At 70.0% G+C, this 23,009-nt stretch carries 25 protein-coding genes; 22 read left to right on the top strand and 3 right to left on the bottom strand.

Features of this window, described 5'->3' with window-relative positions; translation table 11 throughout:
* The first annotated feature begins 30 nt into the window (after window positions 1-30).
* The 13 genes from ALIDE2_RS01360 (at window position 31) to ALIDE2_RS01420 (ending at window position 11,722) form a co-directional block, all read left to right on the top strand.
* On the top strand, window positions 31-1,101 hold the full coding sequence (locus ALIDE2_RS01360; RefSeq protein ID WP_013517242.1) for an NADH:ubiquinone reductase (Na(+)-transporting) subunit F: 1,071 nt from the start codon (window positions 31-33) through the stop codon (window positions 1,099-1,101).
* A 13-nt stretch (window positions 1,102-1,114) separates the two neighbouring features.
* Window positions 1,115-1,456 (top strand): 2Fe-2S iron-sulfur cluster binding domain-containing protein, encoded by a 342-nt coding sequence (locus tag ALIDE2_RS01365; RefSeq protein WP_013517243.1) that lies wholly within the window; start codon window positions 1,115-1,117, stop codon window positions 1,454-1,456.
* A gap of 22 nt (window positions 1,457-1,478) precedes the next feature.
* A complete protein-coding gene (locus ALIDE2_RS01370; RefSeq protein WP_013517244.1) occupies window positions 1,479-2,405 on the top strand; it encodes a catechol 2,3-dioxygenase in 927 nt (308 codons plus the stop codon).
* Complete coding sequence (locus tag ALIDE2_RS01375) at window positions 2,405-2,836, top strand: GlcG/HbpS family heme-binding protein (protein WP_013517245.1); 432 nt, start codon at window positions 2,405-2,407, stop codon at window positions 2,834-2,836. Before ALIDE2_RS01370 ends, ALIDE2_RS01375 begins: the two co-directional genes overlap by 1 nt.
* Window positions 2,837-2,848: 12 nt before the next feature.
* Entirely contained in the window at window positions 2,849-3,745 is an 897-nt protein-coding gene (locus ALIDE2_RS01380) for a SphA family protein (RefSeq protein ID WP_013721222.1), read from the top strand.
* Window positions 3,746-4,515: 770 nt separating this feature from the next.
* Window positions 4,516-5,976 carry a 2-hydroxymuconic semialdehyde dehydrogenase gene (locus tag ALIDE2_RS01385; protein ID WP_013721223.1) on the top strand — a complete coding sequence of 487 codons (1,461 nt, stop codon included), beginning with the start codon at window positions 4,516-4,518 and terminating at the stop codon, window positions 5,974-5,976.
* Window positions 5,977-6,037: 61 nt separating this feature from the next.
* Window positions 6,038-6,901, top strand: coding sequence for an alpha/beta fold hydrolase (locus ALIDE2_RS01390; RefSeq protein ID WP_013517248.1), 864 nt, complete (start codon window positions 6,038-6,040; stop codon window positions 6,899-6,901).
* A gap of 4 nt (window positions 6,902-6,905) precedes the next feature.
* Window positions 6,906-7,688 carry a 2-oxopent-4-enoate hydratase gene (gene dmpE, locus ALIDE2_RS01395; protein WP_013517249.1) on the top strand — a complete coding sequence of 261 codons (783 nt, stop codon included), beginning with the start codon at window positions 6,906-6,908 and terminating at the stop codon, window positions 7,686-7,688.
* An 18-nt stretch (window positions 7,689-7,706) separates the two neighbouring features.
* Entirely contained in the window at window positions 7,707-8,621 is a 915-nt protein-coding gene (locus tag ALIDE2_RS01400; protein WP_013517250.1) for an acetaldehyde dehydrogenase (acetylating), read from the top strand.
* A 14-nt stretch (window positions 8,622-8,635) separates the two neighbouring features.
* Complete coding sequence (gene aphG / locus ALIDE2_RS01405; RefSeq protein ID WP_013517251.1) at window positions 8,636-9,673, top strand: 4-hydroxy-2-oxovalerate aldolase AphG; 1,038 nt, start codon at window positions 8,636-8,638, stop codon at window positions 9,671-9,673.
* A gap of 33 nt (window positions 9,674-9,706) precedes the next feature.
* Complete coding sequence (gene dmpH, locus ALIDE2_RS01410) at window positions 9,707-10,495, top strand: 2-oxo-3-hexenedioate decarboxylase (protein WP_013517252.1); 789 nt, start codon at window positions 9,707-9,709, stop codon at window positions 10,493-10,495.
* A 40-nt stretch (window positions 10,496-10,535) separates the two neighbouring features.
* Entirely contained in the window at window positions 10,536-11,504 is a 969-nt protein-coding gene (locus ALIDE2_RS01415) for a Bug family tripartite tricarboxylate transporter substrate binding protein (RefSeq protein ID WP_013517253.1), read from the top strand.
* 26 nt (window positions 11,505-11,530) lie between these two features.
* A complete protein-coding gene (locus tag ALIDE2_RS01420) occupies window positions 11,531-11,722 on the top strand; it encodes a 2-hydroxymuconate tautomerase (protein ID WP_013517254.1) in 192 nt (63 codons plus the stop codon).
* Between the two features lie 64 nt (window positions 11,723-11,786).
* On the opposite strand, the gene ALIDE2_RS01425 is transcribed toward ALIDE2_RS01420, so the two are convergent.
* Both ALIDE2_RS01425 and ALIDE2_RS01430 read right to left on the bottom strand, forming a co-directional pair.
* The gene (locus tag ALIDE2_RS01425) at window positions 11,787-12,425 is read right to left on the bottom strand and encodes an MBL fold metallo-hydrolase (protein WP_013517255.1); all 639 of its coding nucleotides are present in this window, start codon (window positions 12,423-12,425) and stop codon (window positions 11,787-11,789) included.
* A 65-nt stretch (window positions 12,426-12,490) separates the two neighbouring features.
* Window positions 12,491-13,243, bottom strand: coding sequence for an IclR family transcriptional regulator (locus ALIDE2_RS01430; protein WP_013517256.1), 753 nt, complete (start codon window positions 13,241-13,243; stop codon window positions 12,491-12,493).
* 124 nt (window positions 13,244-13,367) lie between these two features.
* Between ALIDE2_RS01430 and ALIDE2_RS01435 the strand changes: the two genes are divergently transcribed.
* The 9 genes from ALIDE2_RS01435 (at window position 13,368) to ALIDE2_RS01475 (ending at window position 22,001) form a co-directional block, all read left to right on the top strand.
* Window positions 13,368-14,348 carry a tripartite tricarboxylate transporter substrate binding protein gene (locus tag ALIDE2_RS01435; protein WP_013517257.1) on the top strand — a complete coding sequence of 327 codons (981 nt, stop codon included), beginning with the start codon at window positions 13,368-13,370 and terminating at the stop codon, window positions 14,346-14,348.
* Window positions 14,349-14,355: 7 nt separating this feature from the next.
* Window positions 14,356-15,228, top strand: a complete 873-nt coding sequence (locus ALIDE2_RS01440; RefSeq protein WP_013517258.1) for an amidohydrolase family protein — start codon at window positions 14,356-14,358, stop codon at window positions 15,226-15,228.
* 22 nt (window positions 15,229-15,250) lie between these two features.
* A complete protein-coding gene (locus ALIDE2_RS01445; RefSeq protein WP_013721224.1) occupies window positions 15,251-16,240 on the top strand; it encodes a Bug family tripartite tricarboxylate transporter substrate binding protein in 990 nt (329 codons plus the stop codon).
* Between the two features lie 32 nt (window positions 16,241-16,272).
* Window positions 16,273-16,959 (top strand): RraA family protein, encoded by a 687-nt coding sequence (locus ALIDE2_RS01450; protein ID WP_013517260.1) that lies wholly within the window; start codon window positions 16,273-16,275, stop codon window positions 16,957-16,959.
* Window positions 16,956-17,873, top strand: coding sequence for an NAD(P)-dependent oxidoreductase (locus ALIDE2_RS01455; protein ID WP_013517261.1), 918 nt, complete (start codon window positions 16,956-16,958; stop codon window positions 17,871-17,873). Before ALIDE2_RS01450 ends, ALIDE2_RS01455 begins: the two co-directional genes overlap by 4 nt.
* Before the next feature lie 24 nt (window positions 17,874-17,897).
* Window positions 17,898-18,887 (top strand): Bug family tripartite tricarboxylate transporter substrate binding protein, encoded by a 990-nt coding sequence (locus ALIDE2_RS01460; RefSeq protein ID WP_013517262.1) that lies wholly within the window; start codon window positions 17,898-17,900, stop codon window positions 18,885-18,887.
* A 346-nt stretch (window positions 18,888-19,233) separates the two neighbouring features.
* Window positions 19,234-20,190 carry a tripartite tricarboxylate transporter substrate binding protein gene (locus ALIDE2_RS01465; RefSeq protein WP_013517263.1) on the top strand — a complete coding sequence of 319 codons (957 nt, stop codon included), beginning with the start codon at window positions 19,234-19,236 and terminating at the stop codon, window positions 20,188-20,190.
* Window positions 20,191-20,195: 5 nt separating this feature from the next.
* Window positions 20,196-21,071, top strand: a complete 876-nt coding sequence (locus tag ALIDE2_RS01470; RefSeq protein ID WP_013517264.1) for an amidohydrolase family protein — start codon at window positions 20,196-20,198, stop codon at window positions 21,069-21,071.
* Between the two features lie 12 nt (window positions 21,072-21,083).
* Window positions 21,084-22,001 carry an SMP-30/gluconolactonase/LRE family protein gene (locus ALIDE2_RS01475; protein WP_013721225.1) on the top strand — a complete coding sequence of 306 codons (918 nt, stop codon included), beginning with the start codon at window positions 21,084-21,086 and terminating at the stop codon, window positions 21,999-22,001.
* A gap of 11 nt (window positions 22,002-22,012) precedes the next feature.
* Here the strand turns inward: ALIDE2_RS01475 and ALIDE2_RS01480 are convergent, their stop codons facing one another.
* Window positions 22,013-22,996, bottom strand: coding sequence for a Bug family tripartite tricarboxylate transporter substrate binding protein (locus ALIDE2_RS01480; protein WP_013721226.1), 984 nt, complete (start codon window positions 22,994-22,996; stop codon window positions 22,013-22,015).
* Window positions 22,997-23,009: the final 13 nt, after the last annotated feature.

The following is a 23,009-nucleotide window of genomic DNA, read 5'->3' on the forward strand; positions in this document are numbered from 1 at the left end:
GCTATTGAATTTGAAGTCTGTGAGTACGCCATGAGCCACCAGCTCACCATTGAACCGCTCGGCCAGGTGATCGAGGTCGAGGAAGGCCAGACCATCCTCGACGCCGCCCTGCGCGCCGGCATCTACCTGCCCCACGCCTGCTGCCACGGGCTGTGCGGCACCTGCAAGGTCCAGGTCACCGACGGCGAAGTCGAACACGGCGAGGCCAGCGGCTTCGCGCTCATGGACTACGAGCGCGACGAGGGCCTGTGCCTGGCCTGCTGCGCCACGCTGGAGTCCGACAGCGCCGTGATCGAGGCCGAGATCGACGACGAGCCCGACGCGCTGAACCTGCCGGTGCAGGACTTCGCCGGCGTGGTCTCGCGCATCGAGGACCTCACGCCCACCATCAAGGGCGTGTGGATCGAGCTGGACGCGCCCATGACCTTCCAGGCCGGGCAGTACATCAACCTGCAGATCCCGGGCGAAAGCCAGCCGCGCGCCTTCTCCATCGCCAGCAGCCCGGCGCAGGCCAGCGAGATCGAGCTCAACATCCGCCTGGTGCCCGGCGGCAAGGGCACGGGCTGGGTGCACCAGCAGCTGCGCCCGGGCGAGCGCGTGCGCCTGTCCGGCCCCTACGGGCGCTTTTTCGTGCGCGCCTCGGCGCACGACAAGCAAGGGCTGGGCTACCTGTTCCTGGCCGGCGGCTCCGGCCTGTCCAGCCCGCGCTCCATGGTGCTGGACCTGCTCGCCGCCGGCGGCGACAAGCCCATCACCCTGGTCAACGGCGCGCGCGCGCAGGACGAGCTGTACCACCACGCGGAATTCCTGCAGCTGGCCGCCGAGCACCCGCGCTTCACCTACGTGGCGGCGCTCTCGGGCGAGCCCGAGGGCAGCGGCTGGCAGGGCGCGCGCGGCTACGTGCACGAGGCCGCCAAGGCGCACTTCGGCAACGACTTCCGCGGCCACAAGGCCTACCTGTGCGGCCCGCCGCTGATGATCGACGCCTGCATCAGCACGCTGATGCAGGGCCGCCTGTTCGAGCGCGACATCTACACCGAGAAGTTCATCTCGGCCGCCGACGCGCAGCAGGTGCGCAGCCCGCTGTTCAAGAAGATCTGAGGGCGCGCGGGCCATGGCGAGCTACACCATCACGATTGCCGAGACCGGCGAAAGCTACCGCTGCCTGGACGAGCGCTCGGTGCTCGAAGGCATGGAGGCCCTGGGCAGGAAGGGCATCCCCGTGGGCTGCCGCCAGGGCGGCTGCGGCGTGTGCAAGGTGCAGGTGCTCGAAGGCCGCTATGCCAAGCGCGTCATGAGCCGCGCCCACGTCAGCGCCGAGGAAGAAGCCAGCGGCTGCGTGCTCTCGTGCCGCATCAAGCCCAGCAGCGACCTGCGCGTGAGCGTGGTCGGTGCCATGAAGAAAAACGTATGCCGCCCGCAGGAACAGGCGGCGCCAACCCTTTCCACACCCTGAAACAACGTAAAGGAGACACACCATGGCAATGACAGGCGTTTTGCGCCCCGGACACGCACAGCTGCGCGTGCTGGACCTGGAGGAATCGGTGCAGTGGTACACCGACGTCATGGGCCTCGTGCCCATGGGCCGCGACCAGCAGGGCCGCGCGTACTTCAAGACCCGCGCCGAGCGCGACCACAACAGCGTCGTGCTGCGCCAGGCCGACCAGGCCGGCATCGACTTCTTCGCCTTCAAGGTGCTCGACAAGGCCACGCTGGAGGACTTCGACCGCAAGCTGCAGGCCTATGGTGTGAAGACCGAGCGCATCCCTGCCGGCGAACTGCTGGAGACCGGCGAGCGCGTGCGCTTCAAGATCCCCACCGGCCACACCATCGAGCTGTATGCCGAGAAGACCGACGTGGGCAACGGCATCGGCTATCAGGACCCCGACGTGGACGTGCTCGACGGCCCCGGCATCCGCCCGATCCGCATGGACCACTGCCTGCTCTACGGCGGCGACATCGACGGCAACGTGAAGCTGTTCACCGAGGTGCTGGGCTTCACCCTGGTGGAGCGCGTGAAGCTCGAGGACGGCAAGACCGACCTGGCCGTGTGGCTCACCTGCAGCGCCAAGGCGCACGACATCGCCATGGTGCGCCACGGCGAGGACGGCAAGCTGCACCACGTCTCGTTCCAGATGCCGAGCTGGGAAAGCGTGCTGCGCGCCGCCGACATCATGAGCGTGAACCGCGTGTCCATCGACATCGGCCCCACGCGCCACGGCATCACGCAGGGCACCACGATCTACTTCTTCGACCCCAGCGGCAACCGGCTGGAGACCTTCTGCGGCGGCTACGACCACTACCCCGACATGCACCCCATCACCTGGAGCTGGGAGCACGTGGGGCGCGGCATCTTCTACCACGACCGCAAGCTCAACGACGCCTTCCTGAGCGTGGTGACCTGATGCAGCGCAGCGTCGAGCAGCGCGCCATCACCGCCGAGGCGGCGCACGCGGCAGTGGCCGCGGCCTGCGCCAAGGCGGGCGAGCTGGGCATCCGCGTGAACGCGGCGGTCACCGACGCCTCGGGTGTGCTCGCCGCCTTCCTGCGCATGCCCGGGGCCTTCCTGCACTCGGTGGACATCGCCATCGACAAGGCCTACACGGCGGCGGGCTTCGGCTTTGCCACCGCGCAGTGGGTCGGCATCCTGCGCGGCGACGAGGCGCTGCGCCTGGGCATGCCCCAGCGCCCGCGCAACGTGGTCTTCGGCGGCGGCCTGCCCATGCGCGAGGGCGGGGTGCTGATCGGCGGCATCGGCGTATCCGGCGGCAGCGCCGAACAGGACGAAATCTGTGCCCGCGCCGCGCTGGCGGCGCTGGGCCTCGAAGAAACCTAAGGAACTCACACCATGAAAACGACAAGCATCGCCGCCGCGGCCGCCGCGGCCGCCCTGGCCCTGCTGGCCGCCACCGGCGCGCACGCCGACGGCCACTACGTGCCCGGCGTGGAGGGCATACAGGCGGCCAGCGTGCCGCCCCCGGGCATGTACTACCTGGGCTACCTGGTGAACTACAACATCGACGACTTCCGCGCGCCCGGCAGCAGCACCAACCTGCCGGGCCACAACAGCGGCACCGTCACGGCGCTGGCCAACCGCTTCGTCTGGATCACCGGCCACAAGCTGCTCGGCGCCGACTACGGCGTGGAGGCCATCGTGCCGCTGGTGCGCACCTCGCTGACCATCAACGCCGCCGGCATCTCCGACTCGCGCTCGGGCGTGGGCGACATCTACCTCGGCCCGCTGGTGCTGGGCTGGCACGGCCCGCAGTGGGACGCCGTGGCCGCCGCCGGCATGTGGTTCGACACCGCCAGCACCAGCCACCCGGCCTCGGCCGGCAAGGGCTTCAAGAGCACCATGCTCACGGGCGGCCTGACCTACTACTTCGACGGCGCCAAGACGCTGTCGGGCTCGGCGCTGATGCGCTACGAGTTCAACGGCCGCAACAGCGCCGGCGTGCGCCCCGGCGACCAGCTGACGCTGGAGTGGGGCTTGGGCAAGTCGTTCGGCGCGGTGTCGGCGGGCCTGGTCGGCTACAGCCAGTGGCAGACCACGAACGACGACGGCGCCGGCGCCAGCACCAACAAGGCCGCGCGCCACGCCGTGGGCGCCGAGCTGGTCTACCCGGTGCCGGGGGCGGGCGTGTTCCTCAAGGGCGCGGTGTACAAGGAATTCAGCGCCACGGCGGGCACGGGGCCGCAGCCCAAGGGGTCGCTGGTGCGGTTCACCCTGGTGAAGGCGTTCTGATCTTGATCTGTATGCGCGCTGGTTTGGTTGCGTCGGCTGTTTGGGTGTCGCTGGCCGGGACTCGCCCCGGCGGGCGACCTCCTTTCTTGCTCGTGCAAGAAAGGAGGCAAAGAACACGCCCCCACGTCTGCGACCCCTTCGCTGCGCTGCGGGGCAAACCTGCGGCGGGGTGCTTGCGGGGTGTGCCGCAGAACTCACTGCGCGCTGACGCGCTCCGTTCAGACAACCGCGGCAAGTCAGAGCACGAAGCATGGGCGCTGCGACGCCCATGCTCACCCCGCAAGCGCCCCGCCGCAGGCGCAGCCTCAAGGGGGTTGGAGACAGCACGGGCCATCGCTGCGCTCGGCCCCGCCTTCGCGGCGCGTAGCGCCTGCGCGTTCCAGGCCGAGCGCAGCGATGGCCCGTGTCGCGGGTTCCCTTCTGGCCGTGCCGAGGAGCGCAGCGCATGGGGTGGCATGGGCGCTCTAGCGCCCATGCTTCGTGAACTGGCTCGCCGTAGTTGTCTGAACGGAGCGCCGCAGGCGCGCAGTGAGTTCCACGGCGCACCCCATGCGCGAGCACCGCAGGTTGCCCGTAGCGCAGCGAAGGGACACGGACAGCAGGGTCGCCTTTTCTTTGCTTACTTTCTTTTGGCGAAGCAAAAGAAAGTGAGTGCGCCGCCGGGCGCACATCCCGGCCAGCAACATCCAAACCACTAGCCAAGACTCAAAAAAGAGCGTCCTACCCAGCCCCCCCAAGCCATTTCACCTATGCAACAACAGAGTGACACCATGAAAGAGTTTCTCAACTTCATCAACGGCGAGTACGTCAGGGGCACCAGCGGCAAGACGTTCGACGACATCAACCCGGTGGACGGCAGCCTCATCGGACGCATCCACGAGGCCGGCCAGGGCGAGGTGAATGCAGCCGTGGCGGCGGCCCAGGCCGCGCTCAAGGGCGACTGGGGGCGCCTGGCGGTGGTGGAGCGCTGCAAGCTGCTCGACGCCGTGGCGGGCGAGATCAACCGCCGTTTCGACGACTTCCTGCAGGCCGAGATCGCCGACACCGGCAAGCCGCACCACCTGGCATCGCACGTGGACATTCCGCGCGGCGCGGCCAACTTCCAGATCTTCATCGACACCATCAAGAGCACGGCCACCGAGTCGTTCAACATGCGCACGCCCGACGGCAAGACGGCGCTGAGTTACGGCGTGCGCGTGCCGCGCGGCGTGATCGCCGTGGTGTGCCCGTGGAACCTGCCGCTGCTGCTCATGACCTGGAAGGTCGGCCCGGCGCTGGCCTGCGGCAACACCGTGGTCGTCAAGCCGAGCGAGGAGACGCCGGCCACCGCCACGCTGCTGGGCGAGGTGATGAACGCCGTGGGCATGCCCAAGGGCGTGTACAACGTGGTGCACGGCTTCGGCCCCGGCTCGGCGGGCGAATTTTTGACCAGGCACCCGGGCGTGAACGGCATCACCTTCACGGGCGAGACGCGCACCGGCAGCGCCATCATGAAGGCCGCCGCCGACGGCGTGCGCCCGGTGTCGCTGGAGATGGGCGGCAAGAACGCCGCCGTGGTGTTCGCCGACTGCGACTTCCAGGTGGCCGTGGACACGCTCACGCGCTCGTGCTTCGAGAACGCCGGCCAGGTCTGCCTGGGCACCGAGCGCGTGTACGTGGAGCGCCCGATCTTCGCGAAGCTCGTCGCCGCCTTGAAGGAACGCGCCGAGACCATGAAGCCCGGCCTGCCGTTCGACAAGGACACGAAGATCGGCCCGCTCATCAGCAAGAAGCACCAGGCCAAGGTGCTGGGCCTGTACCAGAAGGCCAGGGACGAGGGCGCCACCATCGTCACCGGCGGCGGCATTCCCGACATGCCCGAGGCGCTGCGCGGCGGCTCGTGGGTGCAGCCCACCATCTGGACCGGCCTGCCCGAGACCGCCACCGTGGTGACGGAGGAAATCTTCGGCCCCTGCTGCCACATCAGCCCCTTCGATACCGAGGAAGAAGTGCTGGGCAAGGTGAACGCCAACCGCTACGGCCTGGCCACGGCCGTGTTCACGCAGGACATCGCGCGCGCCAACCGCCTGGCGCACCAGATCGAGGTCGGCCTGTGCTGGATCAACGCCTGGTTCCTGCGCGACCTGCGCACGCCCTTCGGCGGCTCCAAGCAGTCCGGCATCGGCCGCGAGGGCGGCGTGCACTCGCTGGAGTTCTATACCGAGCTGCGCAACGTGATGGTGAAGTTTTGAATCAAATCGGCCTCCAGCGCTTGCCAAACAAGCGCAGGAAGCTACTTCAACGATAGCAAGCATGACCGACACCGCACGTAACCCGGAGCTGGCGCACACCATCGCCGCCGCGGGCCTACGCACCAACTACCACGACGTGGGGCAGGGCGATCCGGTGCTGCTCATCCACGGCTCGGGCCCGGGCGTGTCGGCCTGGGCCAACTGGCGCCTGGTGATGCCCGCGCTCGCCGAGCGTGCGCGCGTCATCGCGCCCGACATGGCGGGCTTTGGCTACAGCGAGCGCCCGGCCGGCTTTGCCTATGGGCTGGACGCCTGGGTGCGCCAGGCCGTGGGCCTGCTGGACGCACTGGGCATCGCGCGCGCCGACCTCGTGGGCAACTCCTTCGGCGGCGGCCTGGCGCTGGCGCTGGCCATCCGCCACCCCGAGCGCGTGCGCCGCCTGGTGCTCATGGGCAGCGTGGGCGTGCCGTTCGCCATCACGCCGGGGCTGGATGCGGTGTGGGGCTACGAGCCGTCCTTCGAGGCCATGCGCGCGCTGCTGGACATCTTCGCCTTCGACCGTGCGCTGGTGAACGACGAACTCGCGCGCCTGCGCTACGAGGCCAGCATCCGCCCGGGCTTTCACGAATCGTTTGCCGCCATGTTCCCCGCGCCGCGCCAGCGCTGGGTGGATGCGCTGGCGAGCCGCGAGAGCGACATCCGCCGCCTGCCGCACGAGACCCTGGTCATCCACGGCCGCGAGGACCGCGTGATACCGCTGGCCAACGCCTATACGCTGGCCGACTGGCTGCCGCGCGCACAGCTGCACGTCTACGGCCGCTGCGGCCACTGGACGCAGATCGAGCACGCGGCGCGCTTCGCCCGCCTGGTGGGCGGCTTCCTGGCCGAAGCCGCCGCCGACGAACCCCTTCCCCTAGCCGCTTGAACCTATGAACACACCACTGCACGAACAGCTCGGCGAGGAGCTGTACCAGGCCCTGAGGCAACGCCAGGTGCTGGAGCCCCTCTCCAACCGCCACCCCGGCCTGACCATCGAGGACGCCTACGCCATCCAGCAGCGCATGCTGGCGCGCCGCCTGGCCGCGGGCGAGAAGGTCGTCGGCAAGAAGATCGGCGTGACCAGCAAGGCCGTCATGGACATGCTCGGCGTGTACCAGCCCGACTTCGGCTGGCTCACCGACGCCATGGTCTACAACGAGGGCGAGGCGATTCCCGCGGATACGCTGATCCAGCCCAAGGCCGAGGGCGAGATCGCCTTCGTGCTGAAGAAGACGCTGCAAGGCCCGGGCGTGACGGCGGCCGACGTGCTCGCCGCCACCGAGGGCGTGATGGCCTGCTTCGAGATCGTCGATTCGCGCATCCGCGACTGGAAGATCAAGATCCAGGACACCGTGGCCGACAACGCCAGCTGCGGCGTGTTCGTGCTCGGCGACCGCCTGGTGGACCCGCGCGACGTGGACCTGGGCACCTGCGGCATGGTGCTGGAGAAGAACGGCGAGATCGTCGCCACCGGCGCCGGCGCCGCCGCGCTGGGCCACCCGGCGAACGCCGTGGCCTGGCTGGCGAACACCCTGGGCCGCCTGGGCATCGCGCTGGAGGCGGGCGAGGTGGTGCTGTCGGGCTCGCTGGGCATCATGGTGCCGGTGCAGGCCGGCGACAACCTGCGCGTGACCATCGGCGGCATCGGCGGCTGCAGCGTTCGTTTCGTCTGAATTTGCAAGGAGACTTCCATGAACCAAAAAATCAAATGCGCCCTGATCGGGCCCGGCAACATCGGCACCGACCTGCTCGCCAAGCTGCAGCGCAGCCCGGTGCTGGAACCCGTGTGGATGGTGGGCATAGACCCCGAGTCCGACGGCCTCAAGCGCGCGCGCGAGATGGGCATCAAGACCACGCACGAGGGCGTGGACGGCCTGGTGCCGCACATGAAGCAGGACGGCGTGCAGATCGTCTTCGACGCCACCAGCGCCTACGTGCACGCCGAGAACTCGCGCAAGGTGAATGCGCAGGGCGCGCTCATGATCGACCTCACGCCCGCCGCCATCGGCCCGTACTGCGTGCCGCCCGTGAACCTGAAGGAGCACCTGGGCCGCGGCGAGACCAACGTCAACATGGTCACCTGCGGCGGCCAGGCCACCATCCCCATGGTGGTGGCGGTAAGCCGCGTGCAGCCCGTGGCCTACGGCGAGATCGTGGCCACCGTCTCCAGCCGCTCCGCCGGCCCGGGCACGCGCAAGAACATCGACGAGTTCACGCGCACCACCGCCGGCGCCATCGAGAAGGTGGGCGGCGCGAAGAAAGGCAAGGCCATCATCGTCATCAACCCGGCCGACCCGCCGCTCATCATGCGCGACACCGTGCACTGCCTGACCGAGGAGGAGCCGGACCGCGAGGCCATCACGCAAAGCATCCACGCCATGCTGGCCGAGGTGCAGAAATACGTGCCCGGCTACAAGCTGGTGAACGGCCCGGTGTTCGACGGCAAGCGCGTCTCGGTGTTCCTGGAGGTCGAGGGCCTGGGCGACTACCTGCCCAAGTACGCCGGCAACCTGGACATCATGACCGCCGCCGCCGCGCGCACCGCCGAGATGTTCGCCGAGGAAATGCTCGCCGGCCGCCTCGCCTTCCAACCCGTGGCTGCATGAAGGAGGGCCGCACCATGACATTCAACGGCAAGAAAATCACCCTGCACGACATGACGCTGCGCGACGGCATGCACCCCAAGCGCCACCTGATGACGCTGGAGCAGATGAAAAGCGTGGCCCAGGGCCTGGACGCGGCCGGCGTGCCGCTGATCGAGGTCACCCACGGCGACGGCCTGGGCGGCGCATCGGTCAACTACGGCTTTCCCGCGCACAGCGACGAGGAATACCTGGGCACCGTGATCCCGCTCATGAAGCAGGCCAAGGTCAGCGCCCTGCTGCTGCCCGGCATCGGCACCGTGGACCACCTGAAGATGGCGCACGGCCTGGGCGTGCACACCATCCGCGTGGCCACGCACTGCACCGAGGCCGACGTGAGCGAGCAGCACATCACGGCCGCGCGCAAGCTGGACATGGACACCGTGGGCTTCCTGATGATGGCGCACATGAACTCTGCCTCCGGCCTGGTCAAGCAGGCCCGGCTGATGGAGGGCTACGGCGCCAACTGCATCTACGTCACCGACTCCGCCGGCTACCTGCTGCCCGAGCAGGTGAAGGAGCGCATCGCCGCCGTGCGCGCCGCGCTCAAGCCCGAGACCGAGCTGGGCTTCCATGGCCACCACAACCTGGCCATGGGCGTGGCCAACTCCATCGCCGCCATCGAAGCCGGCGCGAACCGCATCGACGCCGCTGCCGCCGGCCTGGGCGCGGGCGCGGGCAACACGCCCATGGAGGTGCTGGTGGCCGTGCTCGACCGCATGGGCCTGCAGACCGGCGTGGACGTGTGGAAGATCCAGGACGTGGCCGAGGACCTGGTGGTGCCGCTGATGGACTTCCCCATCCGCATCGACCGCGACGCGCTCACGCTGGGCTACGCCGGCGTGTACGGCAGCTTCCTGCTGTTCGCCAAGCGCGCCGAGAAGAAGTACGGCATCCCCGCGCGCGACCTGCTCGTGGAGCTGGGCCGGCGCGGCATGGTCGGCGGCCAGGAAGACATGATCGAGGACACGGCCCTGACCATGGCGCGCGAGCGCGGCATCAAGGTCGCCGCCTGAGGCACGGGACGCACGGGACAAGGGACTATCGCCATGGCATTGAACCAAGCCACCATCGCCCAGCTCGCCGAGCACCTGGAGAACTGCCAGCTGCAGGTGCGCGACACGCCCAAGATCACCGACGAGCACCCCGGCATGGACTGGGATGACGCCTACGCCATCCAGGACGCCATCCTGCAGCGCAAGTTGGCGCGCGGCGCGCGCGTGGTCGGCCTCAAGGCGGGGCTGACCTCGCACGCCAAGATGAAGCAGATGGGCGTGGAATCGCCGGTCTTCGGCTTCCTGGTGGACGACTACTGCGTGCCCGAGGGGGGCACCGTGCAGACCCGCGAGCTCATCCACCCCAAGGTGGAGCCCGAGATCGTGTTCGTGCTCAAGCACGCGCTCAAGGGGCCGGGCTGCCACATCGGCGCGGTGCTGGCGGCCACCGACTTCGTGCTGCCCGGCATCGAGGTCATCGACAGCCGCTACCGCGACTTCAAGTTCGACCTGAAGAGCGTGGTGGCCGACAACACCTCGGCGGCGCGCTTCGTCGTCGGCGGCCAGGCGCAGCGCCCCGAGCGCGTGGACCTGCGCACCTGCGGCATCGTGCTGGAGAAGAACGGCCAGCCCGTGGCCCTGGGCGCCGGGGCCGCGGTGCTGGGCCACCCGGCCGCGGCCATCGCCATGCTCGCCAACCACCTGGGCCGCCGCGGCCAGGAGCTGCCGGCGGGCAGCATGATCCTTTCGGGCGGCGTCACCGAGGCCGTGTCCGTGCAGGCCGGCGACAACGTCAGCCTGCGCGTGCAGGGCATGGGCAGCGTGTCGCTGCGCTTCGCCTGAGCACTGGCGCAACCCGTACGACGACGCAAGGAGACAAGCAATGCAGCGAAGAGACTTCATGGCCGCCGCCGCGCTGGCGGGCCTGGCCCCGGCCTGGGCGCAGGCCGGCTATCCCGCCAAGCCCGTGCGCATGATCGTGCCGTTCCCGCCCGGCGGGCCGACCGACGTCATGGGCCGCACGGCGGCCAAGGCCATGGGCGACAGGCTGGGCCAGCAGTTCGTGGTCGAGAACAAGGCCGGCGCGGGCGGCAACATCGGCACCGACGCCGTGGCCAAGGCCGCGCCCGACGGCTACACCATCGGCCTCACGGCCATCAGCAGCCTGGCCATCGCGCCGCACCTGTACAGCAGCGTGCCGTTCAACGTCGAGAAGGACTTCGTGCCCATCTCGCTCGTGGGCACCACGCCGTGCGCGCTCGTCATCCACCCGGCGGCGCCGTTCTCGGACCTCAAGGGCATGGTGGCCTATGCCAAGGCCAACCCCGGCAAGCTCAGCTATGCCACGTCCGGCATCGGCACCAGCAACCACCTGGCGGCCGAGCTGCTGCAGTCGGTGGCCGGCATCCAGCTCACCGGCGTGCCGTACAAGGGCTCGAGCCAGATCGTGCCCGACCTGCTCTCGGGCACCGTCATGATGAGCATGGAAAGCTCGCTCGCCACCACCTTGCAGCATGTCAGGGCGGGCAAGCTCAAGGCCATCGCGGTCACGTCGCCGCAGCGCGCCAAGGCGCTGCCCGACGTGCCCACGGTGGCCGAGTCCGGCTACCCCGGCTTCGAGGTCGAGACCTGGTTCGGCCTGGTCGCGCCGGCGCGCACGCCGCAGGCCGTCGTGGACAAGCTGCACGACGCCTGGGCCGCGGGCTCCGCCGCGCCCGAGGCGCGCGCCGCCTTCGACAACATCTCGGGCAACCTGCGCGTGACCACGCCGCAGCAGTTCGCCGAGTTCATCCGCGCCGAGAACCGGCGCTGGGGCGACCTGATCCGCAAGCTCGGCATCAAGGCCGACTGACCCTTTTCTTCACGGAGCAACACACCATGCCATTCGCACAGATCTACATGATCGAAGGCCGCACCGAGGAGCAGAAGAAGGCCGTGATCGAGAAGGTCACCCAGGCCCTCGTCGATGCCGTGGGCGCGCCGCCGGCCAACGTGCGCGTCTGGATCCACGACGTGCCCAAGGAGAACTGGGGCATCGCGGGCGTCAGCGCCAAGGAACTGGGGCGCTGACCGGTTCATACGTAAAAAATGCCTGTAGCGCTTGCCTGGCAAGCGCTGACAGCTATCAAAACATTCAGGTGTTGCCCACGTAGGGATTGCTGCGGCGCTCGCGCCCGAAGGTGCTCTCCGGCCCGTGGCCGGGGATGAACACCGTCTGGTCGCCCATGGGCCACAGGCGCTGGGTGATGCTGTCAATCAGCTGCTGGTGGTTGCCGCCGGGGAAGTCCGTGCGGCCGATGCTGCCCGCGAACAGCACGTCGCCCACGAAGCAGCGGTCGACCTGCGGCGCGTGGAACACCACGTGGCCCGGCGTGTGGCCCGGGCAGTGGCGCACGTGCAGGGTCTCGCGGCCGATGGTGACGGTGTCGCCGTCGTGCAGCCAGCGCGTGGGCGTGAAATGCAGCGCCGGCGGAAAGCCGAACATCTGGCCCTGCTGGGGCAGGCCGTCGATCCAGTACTGGTCGCCCTCGTGCGGGCCGATGATGGGCAGCGCCAGGCGCTGGGCCAGCTCCCCCGTGCCGCCCGCGTGGTCGATGTGCGCGTGCGTGAGCCAGATGGCCTTCAGGTGCAGGCCCCGCCGCTTCGCCTCGGCCAGCAGCACGTCCAGATCGCCGCCAGGGTCGATCACGGCCGCATCCATGGTCTGGTCGCACCAGACGAGGGAGCAGTTCTGCTGGAAGGCGGTGACGGGGATGGTGTGGTAATGCAGCATGGGATGGACGGGTGCGGTGGACACGCGATGGCCGGGCGAGTGTATAGGCCGCGGGCCGGGGGCGGTCACGGATGCCAGACGCCCGGCACCTGCGCCGCCGTGCTGGCCGCCTTGCCGGCCAGCGCGTAGGACAGCTGGTTCGCCGTCTTGATGATGGTCTGCGCCAGCGCCTCCAGCTTTTCCTGCGGCAGCCGCGACTGCGGGCCCGAGATGCACACGCAGCCCAGCAGCCGCCAGTTGCGCCCGAAGACGGGGGCCGACACGGTGGCCACGCCCTGCTCGCGCTCGCCGATCGACCAGTGGTAGCCCCGCCGGCGGATCTCCTCGTAGACCTCGCCCGGCTCGCCCGAGAACGCCAGGATCACGCGCCCCGGCGAGCCCTTGTCCAGCGGCAGCCCCTCGCCCATGCGCGCGTGGTGGCGCAGCGCCTGCGGGCCTTCCACGCGCACGAGGCAGGTGCGCACGTTGCCCTCGCGCACGTAGAAGGCCGCGCTCTCGCCGCTGGTCTGCGTGAGTTCGCGCAGCGCGGGCTCCAGCACGTTCTGCACGTCGAAGCCCGCCTGGTAGCGCGCGCCCAGCCAGCCCGCGGCCGGGCCCAGGCGCCAGTCGCCGTCCTCGCGCTGGACCATGTAGCCCGACTGCGCCAGCGTACGCGCCAGGCGCAGCACTGTGGTCTTGTGCAGGCCTGCGCGGCGGCTGAGCTCCGCCAGCGACAGGTGCGATTCGCCTACCGCGAAGGCTTCGAGCAGTTGCAGGGCGCGGGTGACGGCGATCACGCCGCCGTCGGCGGGCTTCGAGGGGGCTGGGGGGTTGCTCATGGCGCAATACGTTGCATTGTATGGAACGCAATTGTATGGGTTGAAACGTTTGCCTAAAGTCGCACCCCAATGCCGGGAGTATGCCGGCAGGCGCCTTTTTCGCATCACCAACAGGAGACAACCCATGCTTGCACGCACCCTCTCGCGCTCGCTGTGCGCCGCCGCGCTCGGCCTTGCTGCCGCCACCGGCGCACTGGCGCAGGCCGCCTACCCGGCCAAGCCGATCCGCCTCATCGTGCCGTTCCCGCCCGGCGGCGGCACCGACATGATCGCGCGCACCGTGGCGCAGAAGGTCGCCGACCAGAACAAGTGGAGCGTGATCGTGGACAACCGCCCCGGCGCCGGCGGCAACCTGGGTGTGGACGCGGCGGCCAAGGCCGCGCCCGACGGCTACACGCTCGTCATGGGCCAGACGAGCAACCTCGCGATCAACCCCACGCTGTACCCCAGGCTGCCCTACGACCCGCTCAAGGACCTGGTGCCGGTGGCGCTCGTTTCGTCCTCGCCCATCGTGATGGCCGCGCCGGCGAACACGCCGTTCAAGACCTTCGCCGACGTGGTGGCCGCCGCCAAGAAGCAGCCCGACGGCATCACGCTGGGCTACTCGGGCAACGGCACGGTGGCGCACCTGGCCGGCGAGCTCGCGGAGAACGCGGCCGGCATCAAGCTGCGCCACATCCCCTACAAGGGCGCGGCCCAGGCCATGACCGACCTGGTGAGCGGGCAGATCGACCTGTACATGTCCTCGGTGCCCACGCTGCTGGGCCAGGTGCGCAACGGCAAGCTGCGGCCCATCGTCGTCACCTCCCTCAAGCGTTCGGCCCAGCTGCCCGACACGCCGTCGCTGGCCGAGTCGGGCTATCGTGGCTTCGACGCCGTGACCTGGTTTGGCGTCCTCGCTCCCGCGGGCACGCCCGCCTCGATAGTGCAGCAGCTCAACAAGGCCATCAACGAGGCCCTGAAGCAGCCCGAAGTGGCCGAGAAGCTGCGCTCCGAAGGCGGCGACGTGCTGGGCGGCACGCCCGAGCAGTTCGACCAGCTTCTGCGCGCAGAGGTGCCGCGCTGGGGCAAGATCGTCAAGGACTCGGGCGCGAGCCTCGATTGAGCGGCCCATGCGCGAGCCCGTCGCTTTCTCGGCCGGCACCGGCACGCCGGGCGTGGCGCTGCCCGCCGGCGCCTGCGACTGCCACGTGCACGTGTACGACCGCCGCTACCCCGCTGCCCCCGGCGCGAAGCTGCTGCCGCCCGACGCCTCGGCGCATGACTACCGGGCGCTGCAGCGGCGCCTCGGCACCACGCGCGCGGTGCTGGTCACGCCGTCCACCTACGGCACCGACAACCGCTGCATGCTCGACGGCCTGGCCGCGCTCGGCCCCCAGGCGCGTGGCGTGGCCGTGATCGGGGGTGGCGAGATCGACGCCGAGCTGCAGCGCCTGCACGATGCCGGCGTGCGCGGCGTGCGGCTGAACCTGTCGCTGGGCGTGTCGGGTACGGCGGACATGCTGGAGCCGCTGGCGCGCCGCATCGCGCCGCTGGGCTGGCACCTGCAGCTGCTGATGGCGCCCGAGCTGCTCGCGGCGCAGGCCGGCGTGCTGCGGCGCCTGCCCGTGCCGCTGGTGTTCGACCACTTCGGGCGCATCGCGCCGGGCGCGCAGGGGCAGGCGGCGCACGCGCTGCTGCTGGAGCTGCTGCAGGCCGGGCGGGCGTGGATCAAGCTCTCGGGTGGCTACATCGTGAGCGCGCTGCACACGGTGGAAGACCCCGCGCTCGACCCGCTGGCCGCGAGCTACCTGCGCTGCGCGCCCGAGCGCGTGCTCTGGGGCAGCGACTGGCCCCACGCCACCGCCTCGGCCGGGTTGCAGCCCATGCCCGACGACGCGCGGCAGATCGACCGCCTGCACGACTGGACGCGTCTGGCCTTTGTGCCGCTGCGGCGCGTGCTGGTGGACAACCCGCAGGCGCTCTACGGCTTTCCCCCTCTTTGAACCCGACAGGAGACTCATTCCCATGAGTGCACACGACTTTTCCGCTACCCGCCGCCGCCTGCTCGCAGCCCTGGGCGTGGCGCTGGCCGCCGGCCCCGCGCTGGCGCAGGAATGGCCCGGCGGCAAGACCATCACCTACGTGGTGCCGTACCCGCCCGGCGGCAGCACCGACGTGCTGGGCCGCAGCATCGCGCAGCGCCTGGGCCCGGCTCTGGGTACCACGGTGATCGTGGACAACAAGCCCGGCGCCACCGGCACCATAGGCGCGGCCTTCGTCGCGCGCGCCCAGCCCGATGGCTATACGTTGCTGGGCACCACGATCGGCCCGCAGGCCATCGCGCCGCACCTCATGGGCAAGCTGCCCTACGACCCCATCGCGGGCTTCGAGCCCGTGATCACCCTCGGCACGATCCCGCACATCCTCGTGGTGGGCGCAGGCCAGCCGTTCCAGGGCGTGGCCGATCTCGTCGCGGCCGGCAAGGCGCAGCCGGGCAAGCTGGCGTATGCCTCGGGCGGTAACGGCACCATCCTGCAGATGCAGGCCGAGCTGCTGCAGCAGCAGACGGGCGCGCGCTTCATCCACGTGCCCTACAAGGGCGACACGCCGGCGCTGCAGGACACGCTGGGCGGCCAGGTGCAGTTCATGTTCGCGCCCGCGGCCGCCGCGCTGCCGCACGTGCAGGCGGGCAAGCTGCGCGCGCTGGCCGTCACCTCGGCCCAGCGGCTGCCGGCGCTGCCGCAGGTGCCCACGATGGGCGAGGCGGGCCTCAAGGACTTCGTGGTCGAGCAGTGGCACGCCGTGTTCGTGCCCGCCAGGACCCCGGCCGCCATCGTGCAGCGCCTGAACGCCGAGATCGCCAAGGCGCTCAAGGACCCGGCCGTCACCGCGCTGGCGGACAAGCTCGGCATCACCCTCGTGGGCGGCACGCCTGGGCAGCTCGCTGCGCTGCAGAAGGCCGACTCCACCAAATGGGCCAAGGTGATCCGCGACGGAAACATCAAGGCCGACTGAATTTCTCCCTCTTTCTCCTCCAAGGAACCACCATGAGCCAACTCCCCGAAGTCATCCGCAGCTTCGAGCGCGTGAGCGCCGAAGTCGTCCAGCAGGCCGGCACCTTCCAGGCCGCCATCCTCGCCGACGTGGCGGGCCGCCGCGGCACCCTGCACGCCCGCGTGGCGCCGGTGCACGAGCGCATGAAGCTCGCCGGCCCGGCCTTCACCGTCGAGGTGCGCCCCGGCGACAACCTCATGATCCACGCGGCAATAGCGCTCGCGCAGCCGGGCGACATCCTCGTGATCGACGGCAAGGGCGACCAGACCGCCGCCCTCATGGGCACGCTGATGCTCAGCGCCTGCAAGAAGCGCGGCCTGGGCGGCGTGATCGTGGACGGCGCCATCCGCGACAAGCTGGAACTGCTGGAGCTCGGCTTTCCCGTTTTCAGCGCGGGCTTCAACCCCGCGGGCCCGACCAAGTTCGTGCCCGGGCGCATCAATCACCCCATCTCCTGCGCCGGCGCGTCGGTGTTCCCCGGCGACCTCGTGGTGGGCGATGCCGACGGCGTGGTCGTGATCGAGCGGGCCAAGGCGCCCGCGATGATGGCCCTGGCGGTGAAGAAGGTGGCCGACGAGGCCGCGCGCATCGAGGCCATCGCACGTGGCGACACGGCCTCCAAGTGGCTGCCCGCCGCGCTGCGCGCCGCCGGCGTACTGAAAGAAGGGGAGGAACTGTGAGCCGCCCCGCCATCCTCATCACGGCGGCCGACCTCGCGCCCCAGGCGCTCGCGCTGCTGGCTGACTACGAAATCGTCTACGCCGGCCGGTCGCCCACCGAGGACGACATCGTCGCCCTGTGCCGCCGGCACGACCCCGTGGCCATCATCGTGCGCTACAGCAAGGTGGGCGCGGCGGCCATGGACGCGGCGCCGTCGCTCAAGGTGATCTCCAAGCACGGCAGCGGCACCGACACCATCGACAAGGCGGCCGCGAAGGTACGCGGCATCGAGGTGGTGGCCGCCGTGGGCGCCAACGCCGCCGCCGTGGCCGAGCAGGCGCTGGCGCTGCTGCTGGCTTGCGCCAAGTCCGTGCCCCAGCTCAACGAGCGCATGCACGCGGGCCACTGGGACAAGGCCACGCACAAGAGCCTGGAGCTCTCTGGCCGCACCATCGGCCTCATCGGCCTGGGCGCCATCGGCCTGCGCTTCGCGAAGATGGTGGATGCGCTGGGCATGCACGTGCTTGGCTTCGACCCTTTCGCCAAGAACCTGCCCGACTACGTGCAGCCCGCCGACCTGGAAACGATCTGGCGCGAGAGCGACGCGATTTCGCTGCACTGCCCGCTGACCGACGACAACCGCCACCTGCTGGGCGCCGGCACGCTGGCACGCTGCAAGCAGGGCGTGATCGTAGTGAACACCGCGCGCGGCGGCTTGATCGACGAGGCCGCGCTGCTCGCCGCCGTGCAGAGCGGCCAGGTGCGCATGGCGGGGCTGGACAGCTTCGCCGTGGAGCCCATGACTGCCGGCCATCCGTTCCAGCACCAGCCGGGTTTCATCCTCAGCCCGCACATCGGCGGCGTGACCAGCGACGCCTACGTGAACATGGGCCTGGGCGCCGCGCGCAACGCGCTGGCCGTGCTGGCGCGCTGACCGCTGACTCCCAAGGAGACAGACATGCAATTCAATAAGAATCGGCGCCTGGCGCTTATCCATCAGGCACTGGCAGCTATTGCTTTGGTAGCGACAGGTCTGCCGGTGCAGGCACAGAACTGGCCCGAGCGGCCCATCAAGCTCGTCGTGCCGTACCCGGCCGGCGGCAATGCCGACAACACCGCGCGGCTGCTGGCCACGCAGCTGTCGGCCCGCCTGGGCCAGCAGGTGGTGGTGGACAACCGCCCGGGTGGCAGCGGCACCATCGGCGCGGCGGCCGTCGCCAAGGCCGCGCCCGACGGCTACACGCTGCTGCTGGACGCCACGGCCTTCACCGTCAACCCCAGCCTGTTCGCCAAGCTGCCGTTCGACGCGGCCAAGGACTTCGCGCCCATCTCGCTCGTCATGCAGGCGCCGCTGCTGCTGGTGGTGCCCGCCGTGTCGCCGCTCAAGACCGTGGCCGACCTGGTGCAGGCCGCCAAGGCCCGGCCGGGGCAGCTCACCTACGCATCGGCCGGCAACGGCGGCGCGCAGCACCTGGCGGGCGAGCTGTTCAAGCAGGGCGCCAAGGTGTCCATGACGCACATTCCCTACCGCGGCGGCGCGCCCGCGCTCACCGACCTGATCGGTGGCCAGGTGGACCTGATGTTCAGCGCCACCACGGCCAGCGGCCCGTTCGTCAAAAGCGGCAAGCTGCGCGCGCTGGCCATCAGCTCCGTCCAGCGCACGCCGGGCTGGGAGCAGGTGCCCACGGTGGCCGAAGCGGGCCTGCCGGGCTTCCAGGTCAACGAATGGAACGGCCTGTTCGCACCCGCGGGCACGCCGCAGCCGGTGCTGCAGCGCCTGGAAGCCGAGACCCGCGCCATCGTCGCCAGCCCCGAGATGAAGAAGCGCTTCGCCGAACTGGGCGTGCAGGGCGTGGGGTCGAGCGCGCAGGAGTTCAAGTCCTTCGTGCAGACCGAGACCGCCAAATGGGCCGGCGTGATCCGCACCAGCGGCATTCGCATGGATTGAAGTGAAACCGGGCACTGCATGCACTACCGCGCACGGGCATTCACTCCCTCTCCCTCTGGGAGAGGGCGGGGGTGAGGGCCCGCGCCATGCCACTGCCTCCACCCCAACCCTCCCTCGCAAGCGGGAGCGCAGAGTTGCATGCGCAGCGCCATGGATAACTGAGGAGAGTCCTATGAGTTTCAAGAAAAATAGGCCTCTGGCGCTTGCTGGACAAGCGCTGGCAGCTACGCACTTGATAGCGTCCGGCGCCTGCTTCGCGCAGGCGGGTGGCTATCCCGCCAAGCATGGATGACTGCAAGAAAAGAAGTCCGCCATTCCTGTTTTTGTTTTCAGCCGTGGAGACCCCATGAAATCCCTCAAGAAATACCTGTTGGCCGCCTGTGCCTGCATCGCCCTCGCCGCGCACGCCGCGTTCCCCGAGCGGCCCATCACCATCGTCGTGCCCTACGCGCCGGGCGGCGCGGCCGATGCCGTGGCCCGCGTGATCGCCAGCCGCCTGGGCACCAGGCTCGGCGGCAGCGTGATCGTGGACAACAAGGCCGGCGCCAGCGGCACCATTGGCGCGGGCTACGTGGCCAAGGCGCAGGCCGACGGCTACACCATGCTCTACGACGCCACGCCGTATTCCATCAACCCGCATCTGTTCCCCAAGATGCCGTATGCGGCCAACGCGCTGCAGCCGCTGTCGCTGGTGCTGCTGGCACCCAACGTGCTGATCGTGCCGGCCAGCGCGCCGTTCAAGAGCGTGGGCGATCTCATCGCCAAGGCCAAGGCGGAGCCGGGCAAGCTCAACTTTGCCTCGGGCGGCAGCGGCACGGTGCAGCGCCTGGCGGCGGAGCTTTTCCGCCAGAAGCTCGGCCTGGACATGGTGCACGTGCCCTACAAGAGCGGCGGCCCGGCCATCACCGACGTGATGGCGGGGCAGGTGGACTTCATGTTCGGCACCGTGGCCGCCACCGCGCCGCATATCGCGGCCGGCAAGCTGCGCGCGCTGGCCGTGTCCTCGCCCGAGCGTTCCAGGCGCCTGCCCGATGTGCCCACGGTGGCCGAGGCGGCCATCCCCGGCTACGAGGCCTATGAGTGGAACGGCATGTTCCTGCCCGCGGGCACGCCCGCGCCCATCGCCGCGCAGTTGCACAAGGCGCTGGCCGAAGTGCTGCAGGAGGACGAGGTGCGCCAGCGCCTGGCCGACATGGGCGCGCAGCCCATCGGCTCCACGCCGGCCGAGTTCGCCGCCTTCCTCAAGAAGGAAGACGCGAAATGGGGCGAGGTGGTGCGCAAGGGCCACATTAAGCTGGATTAAGGCCCGTGGCGCAGCCCCTGCTCTCCGCGCCCGTGCCGCACTCCGTGGGCCTGAACCGGCCCGCGCGCACGCTGCCGCCGCTGGCCTGCGACAGCCACATGCACATCTTCGACCCGCGCTTCGCCCCATCGCCGCACTGGCGGCGCCAGCCGCCCGACGCGCCCGTGGCCGCCTACCGGCAATTGCAGCAGCGCCTGGGCACGCGGCGCGCGGTGGTGGTCACGCCATCCACCTACGGCACCGGCAACGCCTGCACGCTGGATGCCCTCGATCAACTGGGCGACGATGCGCGCGGCGTGGCCGTGGTGGCGCAAGACGTTCAGGACGCCGAGCTCGACCGCCTGCACGCGCGCCGCGTGCGCGGGCTGCGCGTGAACTTCGTCTCGCCGCAATCCTGGGGCGAGACCACGCCGCAGATGCTGGCCACGCTGGCGCGCAAGGCGGCGCGCCTGCCGGGCTGGCACATCCAGGTCTTCATGCATCCGGAGCAGATCGTGGCATTGGAGAGCGTGCTCGCAGCGCTGCCCGTGCCGCTGGTGGTGGACCACCTGGGCCGCATCGATCCGGCCCAGGGGCAGCGTGCAGAAGCTCATGGCGCGTTGCGCCGGCTGCTGGACGGCGGCAATGCCTGGGTCAAGCTCTCGGGCGCCTACATGCGCTCGACCGCGCCCGCGTATGCGGATACGCTGCCGCTCGCCCAGGCGCTGGTGCGCGCCGCGCCCGAGCGCCTGGTGTGGGGCAGCGACTGGCCGCACACCACCGAGGCGCCGGGCACCGTGAACGATGCCGGCCTGGTGGACCTGCTGCGTGCCTGGGCCGGATCGGACGCGGCGATGGACCGCATCCTCGTGGACAACCCGGCGCGCCTGTACGGCTTTTGAAAGGACTCCCCCATGTTTCTGCTGCAAGCCCCCGAAGTTCGCGAACTGGAGCTGTTCACCTCCATGCCCGAGCCGCTGCGCCGCCGCCAGCGCAGCGCCTGGGCCGACGCCAACCGCGGCGGCGCGGTGACGGACTCGTTCCTCGAAGGCCCGGTGTTCGACGACGCCGGCAACCTCTACGTCACCGACATCCCCTGGGGCCGCATCCTGCGCATCGACGCGCAGGGCGCCTGGACCCTGGTGGCCGAGTACGACGGCGAGCCCAACGGCATGAAGTTCCTGGATGCCGGCACGCTGCTCATCACCGACTACAAGAACGGCCTGATGCGCCTGGACGTGGCGAGCGGCAAGGTCACGCCCTACCTGGAGCGGCGCAACAGCGAGCGCTTCAAGGGCGTGAACGACCTGATCTTCGACAGCGCCGGCAACCTGTACTTCACCGACCAGGGACAGAGCGGCCTGCACGACCCCAGCGGGCGCCTGTACCGCCTGCGGCCCAGCGGCCAGCTGGACCTGCTGCTCGCCAACGTGCCCAGCCCCAACGGCGTGGCGCTGTCGCCCGACGAGCGCGTGCTGTACCTGGCCGTCACGCGCGGCAACTGCGTGTGGCGCGTGCCCCTGCTGCCCGACGGCAGCGTGGCCAAGGTGGGCCAGTTTTTCACCTCCCACGGCCCCAGCGGCCCGGACGGCCTGGCGGTGGACGCCGAGGGCCGCGTGCTCGTCGCCAACCCGGGCCTGGGCTACGTCTGGGTGCTCAACGGCCGCGCCGAGCCGGTGCTGGTGCTGCGCGGCGCGCCGGGCAGCTCCACCACCAACCTGGCCTTCGGTGGGGAGGGGCGGCGCCAGCTTTACGTGACCGACTCCACGCACGGGCGCATCCTGCGCGCGGCGCTGGACGCGCCGGGGCTGGCGCTGCACCGGCCCCGCTGAACCATGGCGCGCTAATTGATCACCGCGCCGGACTGGCGGGCGATGCCTTGCCACTTGGCCGACTCGGCCTGCATGAAGGCCTCGAATGCCGCGGGCGTGTTGGAAACGACTTCGCTGCCAAGGTCGATCAGCCGCGCGCGCAGGTCGGGCTGGTCCACCACCGCGCGGATGTCCCGGCTGATGCGCTCGCGCAGGCCCTTGGGCAGCGATGCGGGCGCGAGCACGCCGAACCAGGTGGCGGCCTCGAAGTTCGGGAGCCCCGCCTCGGCGAACGTGGGAATGGCGGGCACCTTCTCGATGCGGCTGCCGTTGGCCAGCGCAATGGCCTTGAGCTTGCCCGAGGCGATGTGCGGCAGCACCACGGTGAGTGTGGCGAACATCGCGTCCACCGAACCGCCCAGCAGGTCGGTGATGGCCGGCGCGTCGCCCTTGTAGGGCACGTGCACCATGCGCGTTTTCATCGCGGCGTTGAACATCTCGCCCGTGAGGTGCTGGGCCGTGCCGTTGCCGGGCGAGGCGTAGGCCGCCTTGTCCGGGTTGGCGCGCACGTAGCGGGTGAACTCGTCGAGCGTCGAGACGTCCAGGCTGGGCCGCACGACGAGCACCAGCGGCACCTTGGCGACCAGCGTGAGCGCGGCGAAGCTCGCCAGCGGGTCGTAGTCGAGCTTCTTGTACAGGGCAGCGCTGATGGTGTGCGCCGAGGTGGTCATGTAGAGCAGGTGGCCGTCGCCCGGGGCTCGTGCGACTTGCGCGGCGGCCAGGGTCGTACCGGCGCCGGGCTTGTTGTCGATGACGACCGGTTTGCCCCAGCGCGGGCCCAGCTTGTCGGCCACCGCGCGGGCCACGATGTCGGTGGCGCCGCCTGCCGCGTAGGGCACGACGAGGTGGACGTTGGTGGAAGGGAACGGCGCTTCCTGGGCGAAGGCCAGGCCGGGCGCGCATGCGGCGGCCAGGGCGTAGCGCAGTGCGCCGCGGCGGGTGATGATGGGGTGCATGTCTCTCTCCTGC

This window comes from Alicycliphilus denitrificans K601 (assembly GCF_000204645.1).
In the GTDB taxonomy this organism is placed as follows: Bacteria; Pseudomonadota; Gammaproteobacteria; order Burkholderiales; family Burkholderiaceae_C; genus Alicycliphilus; species Alicycliphilus denitrificans.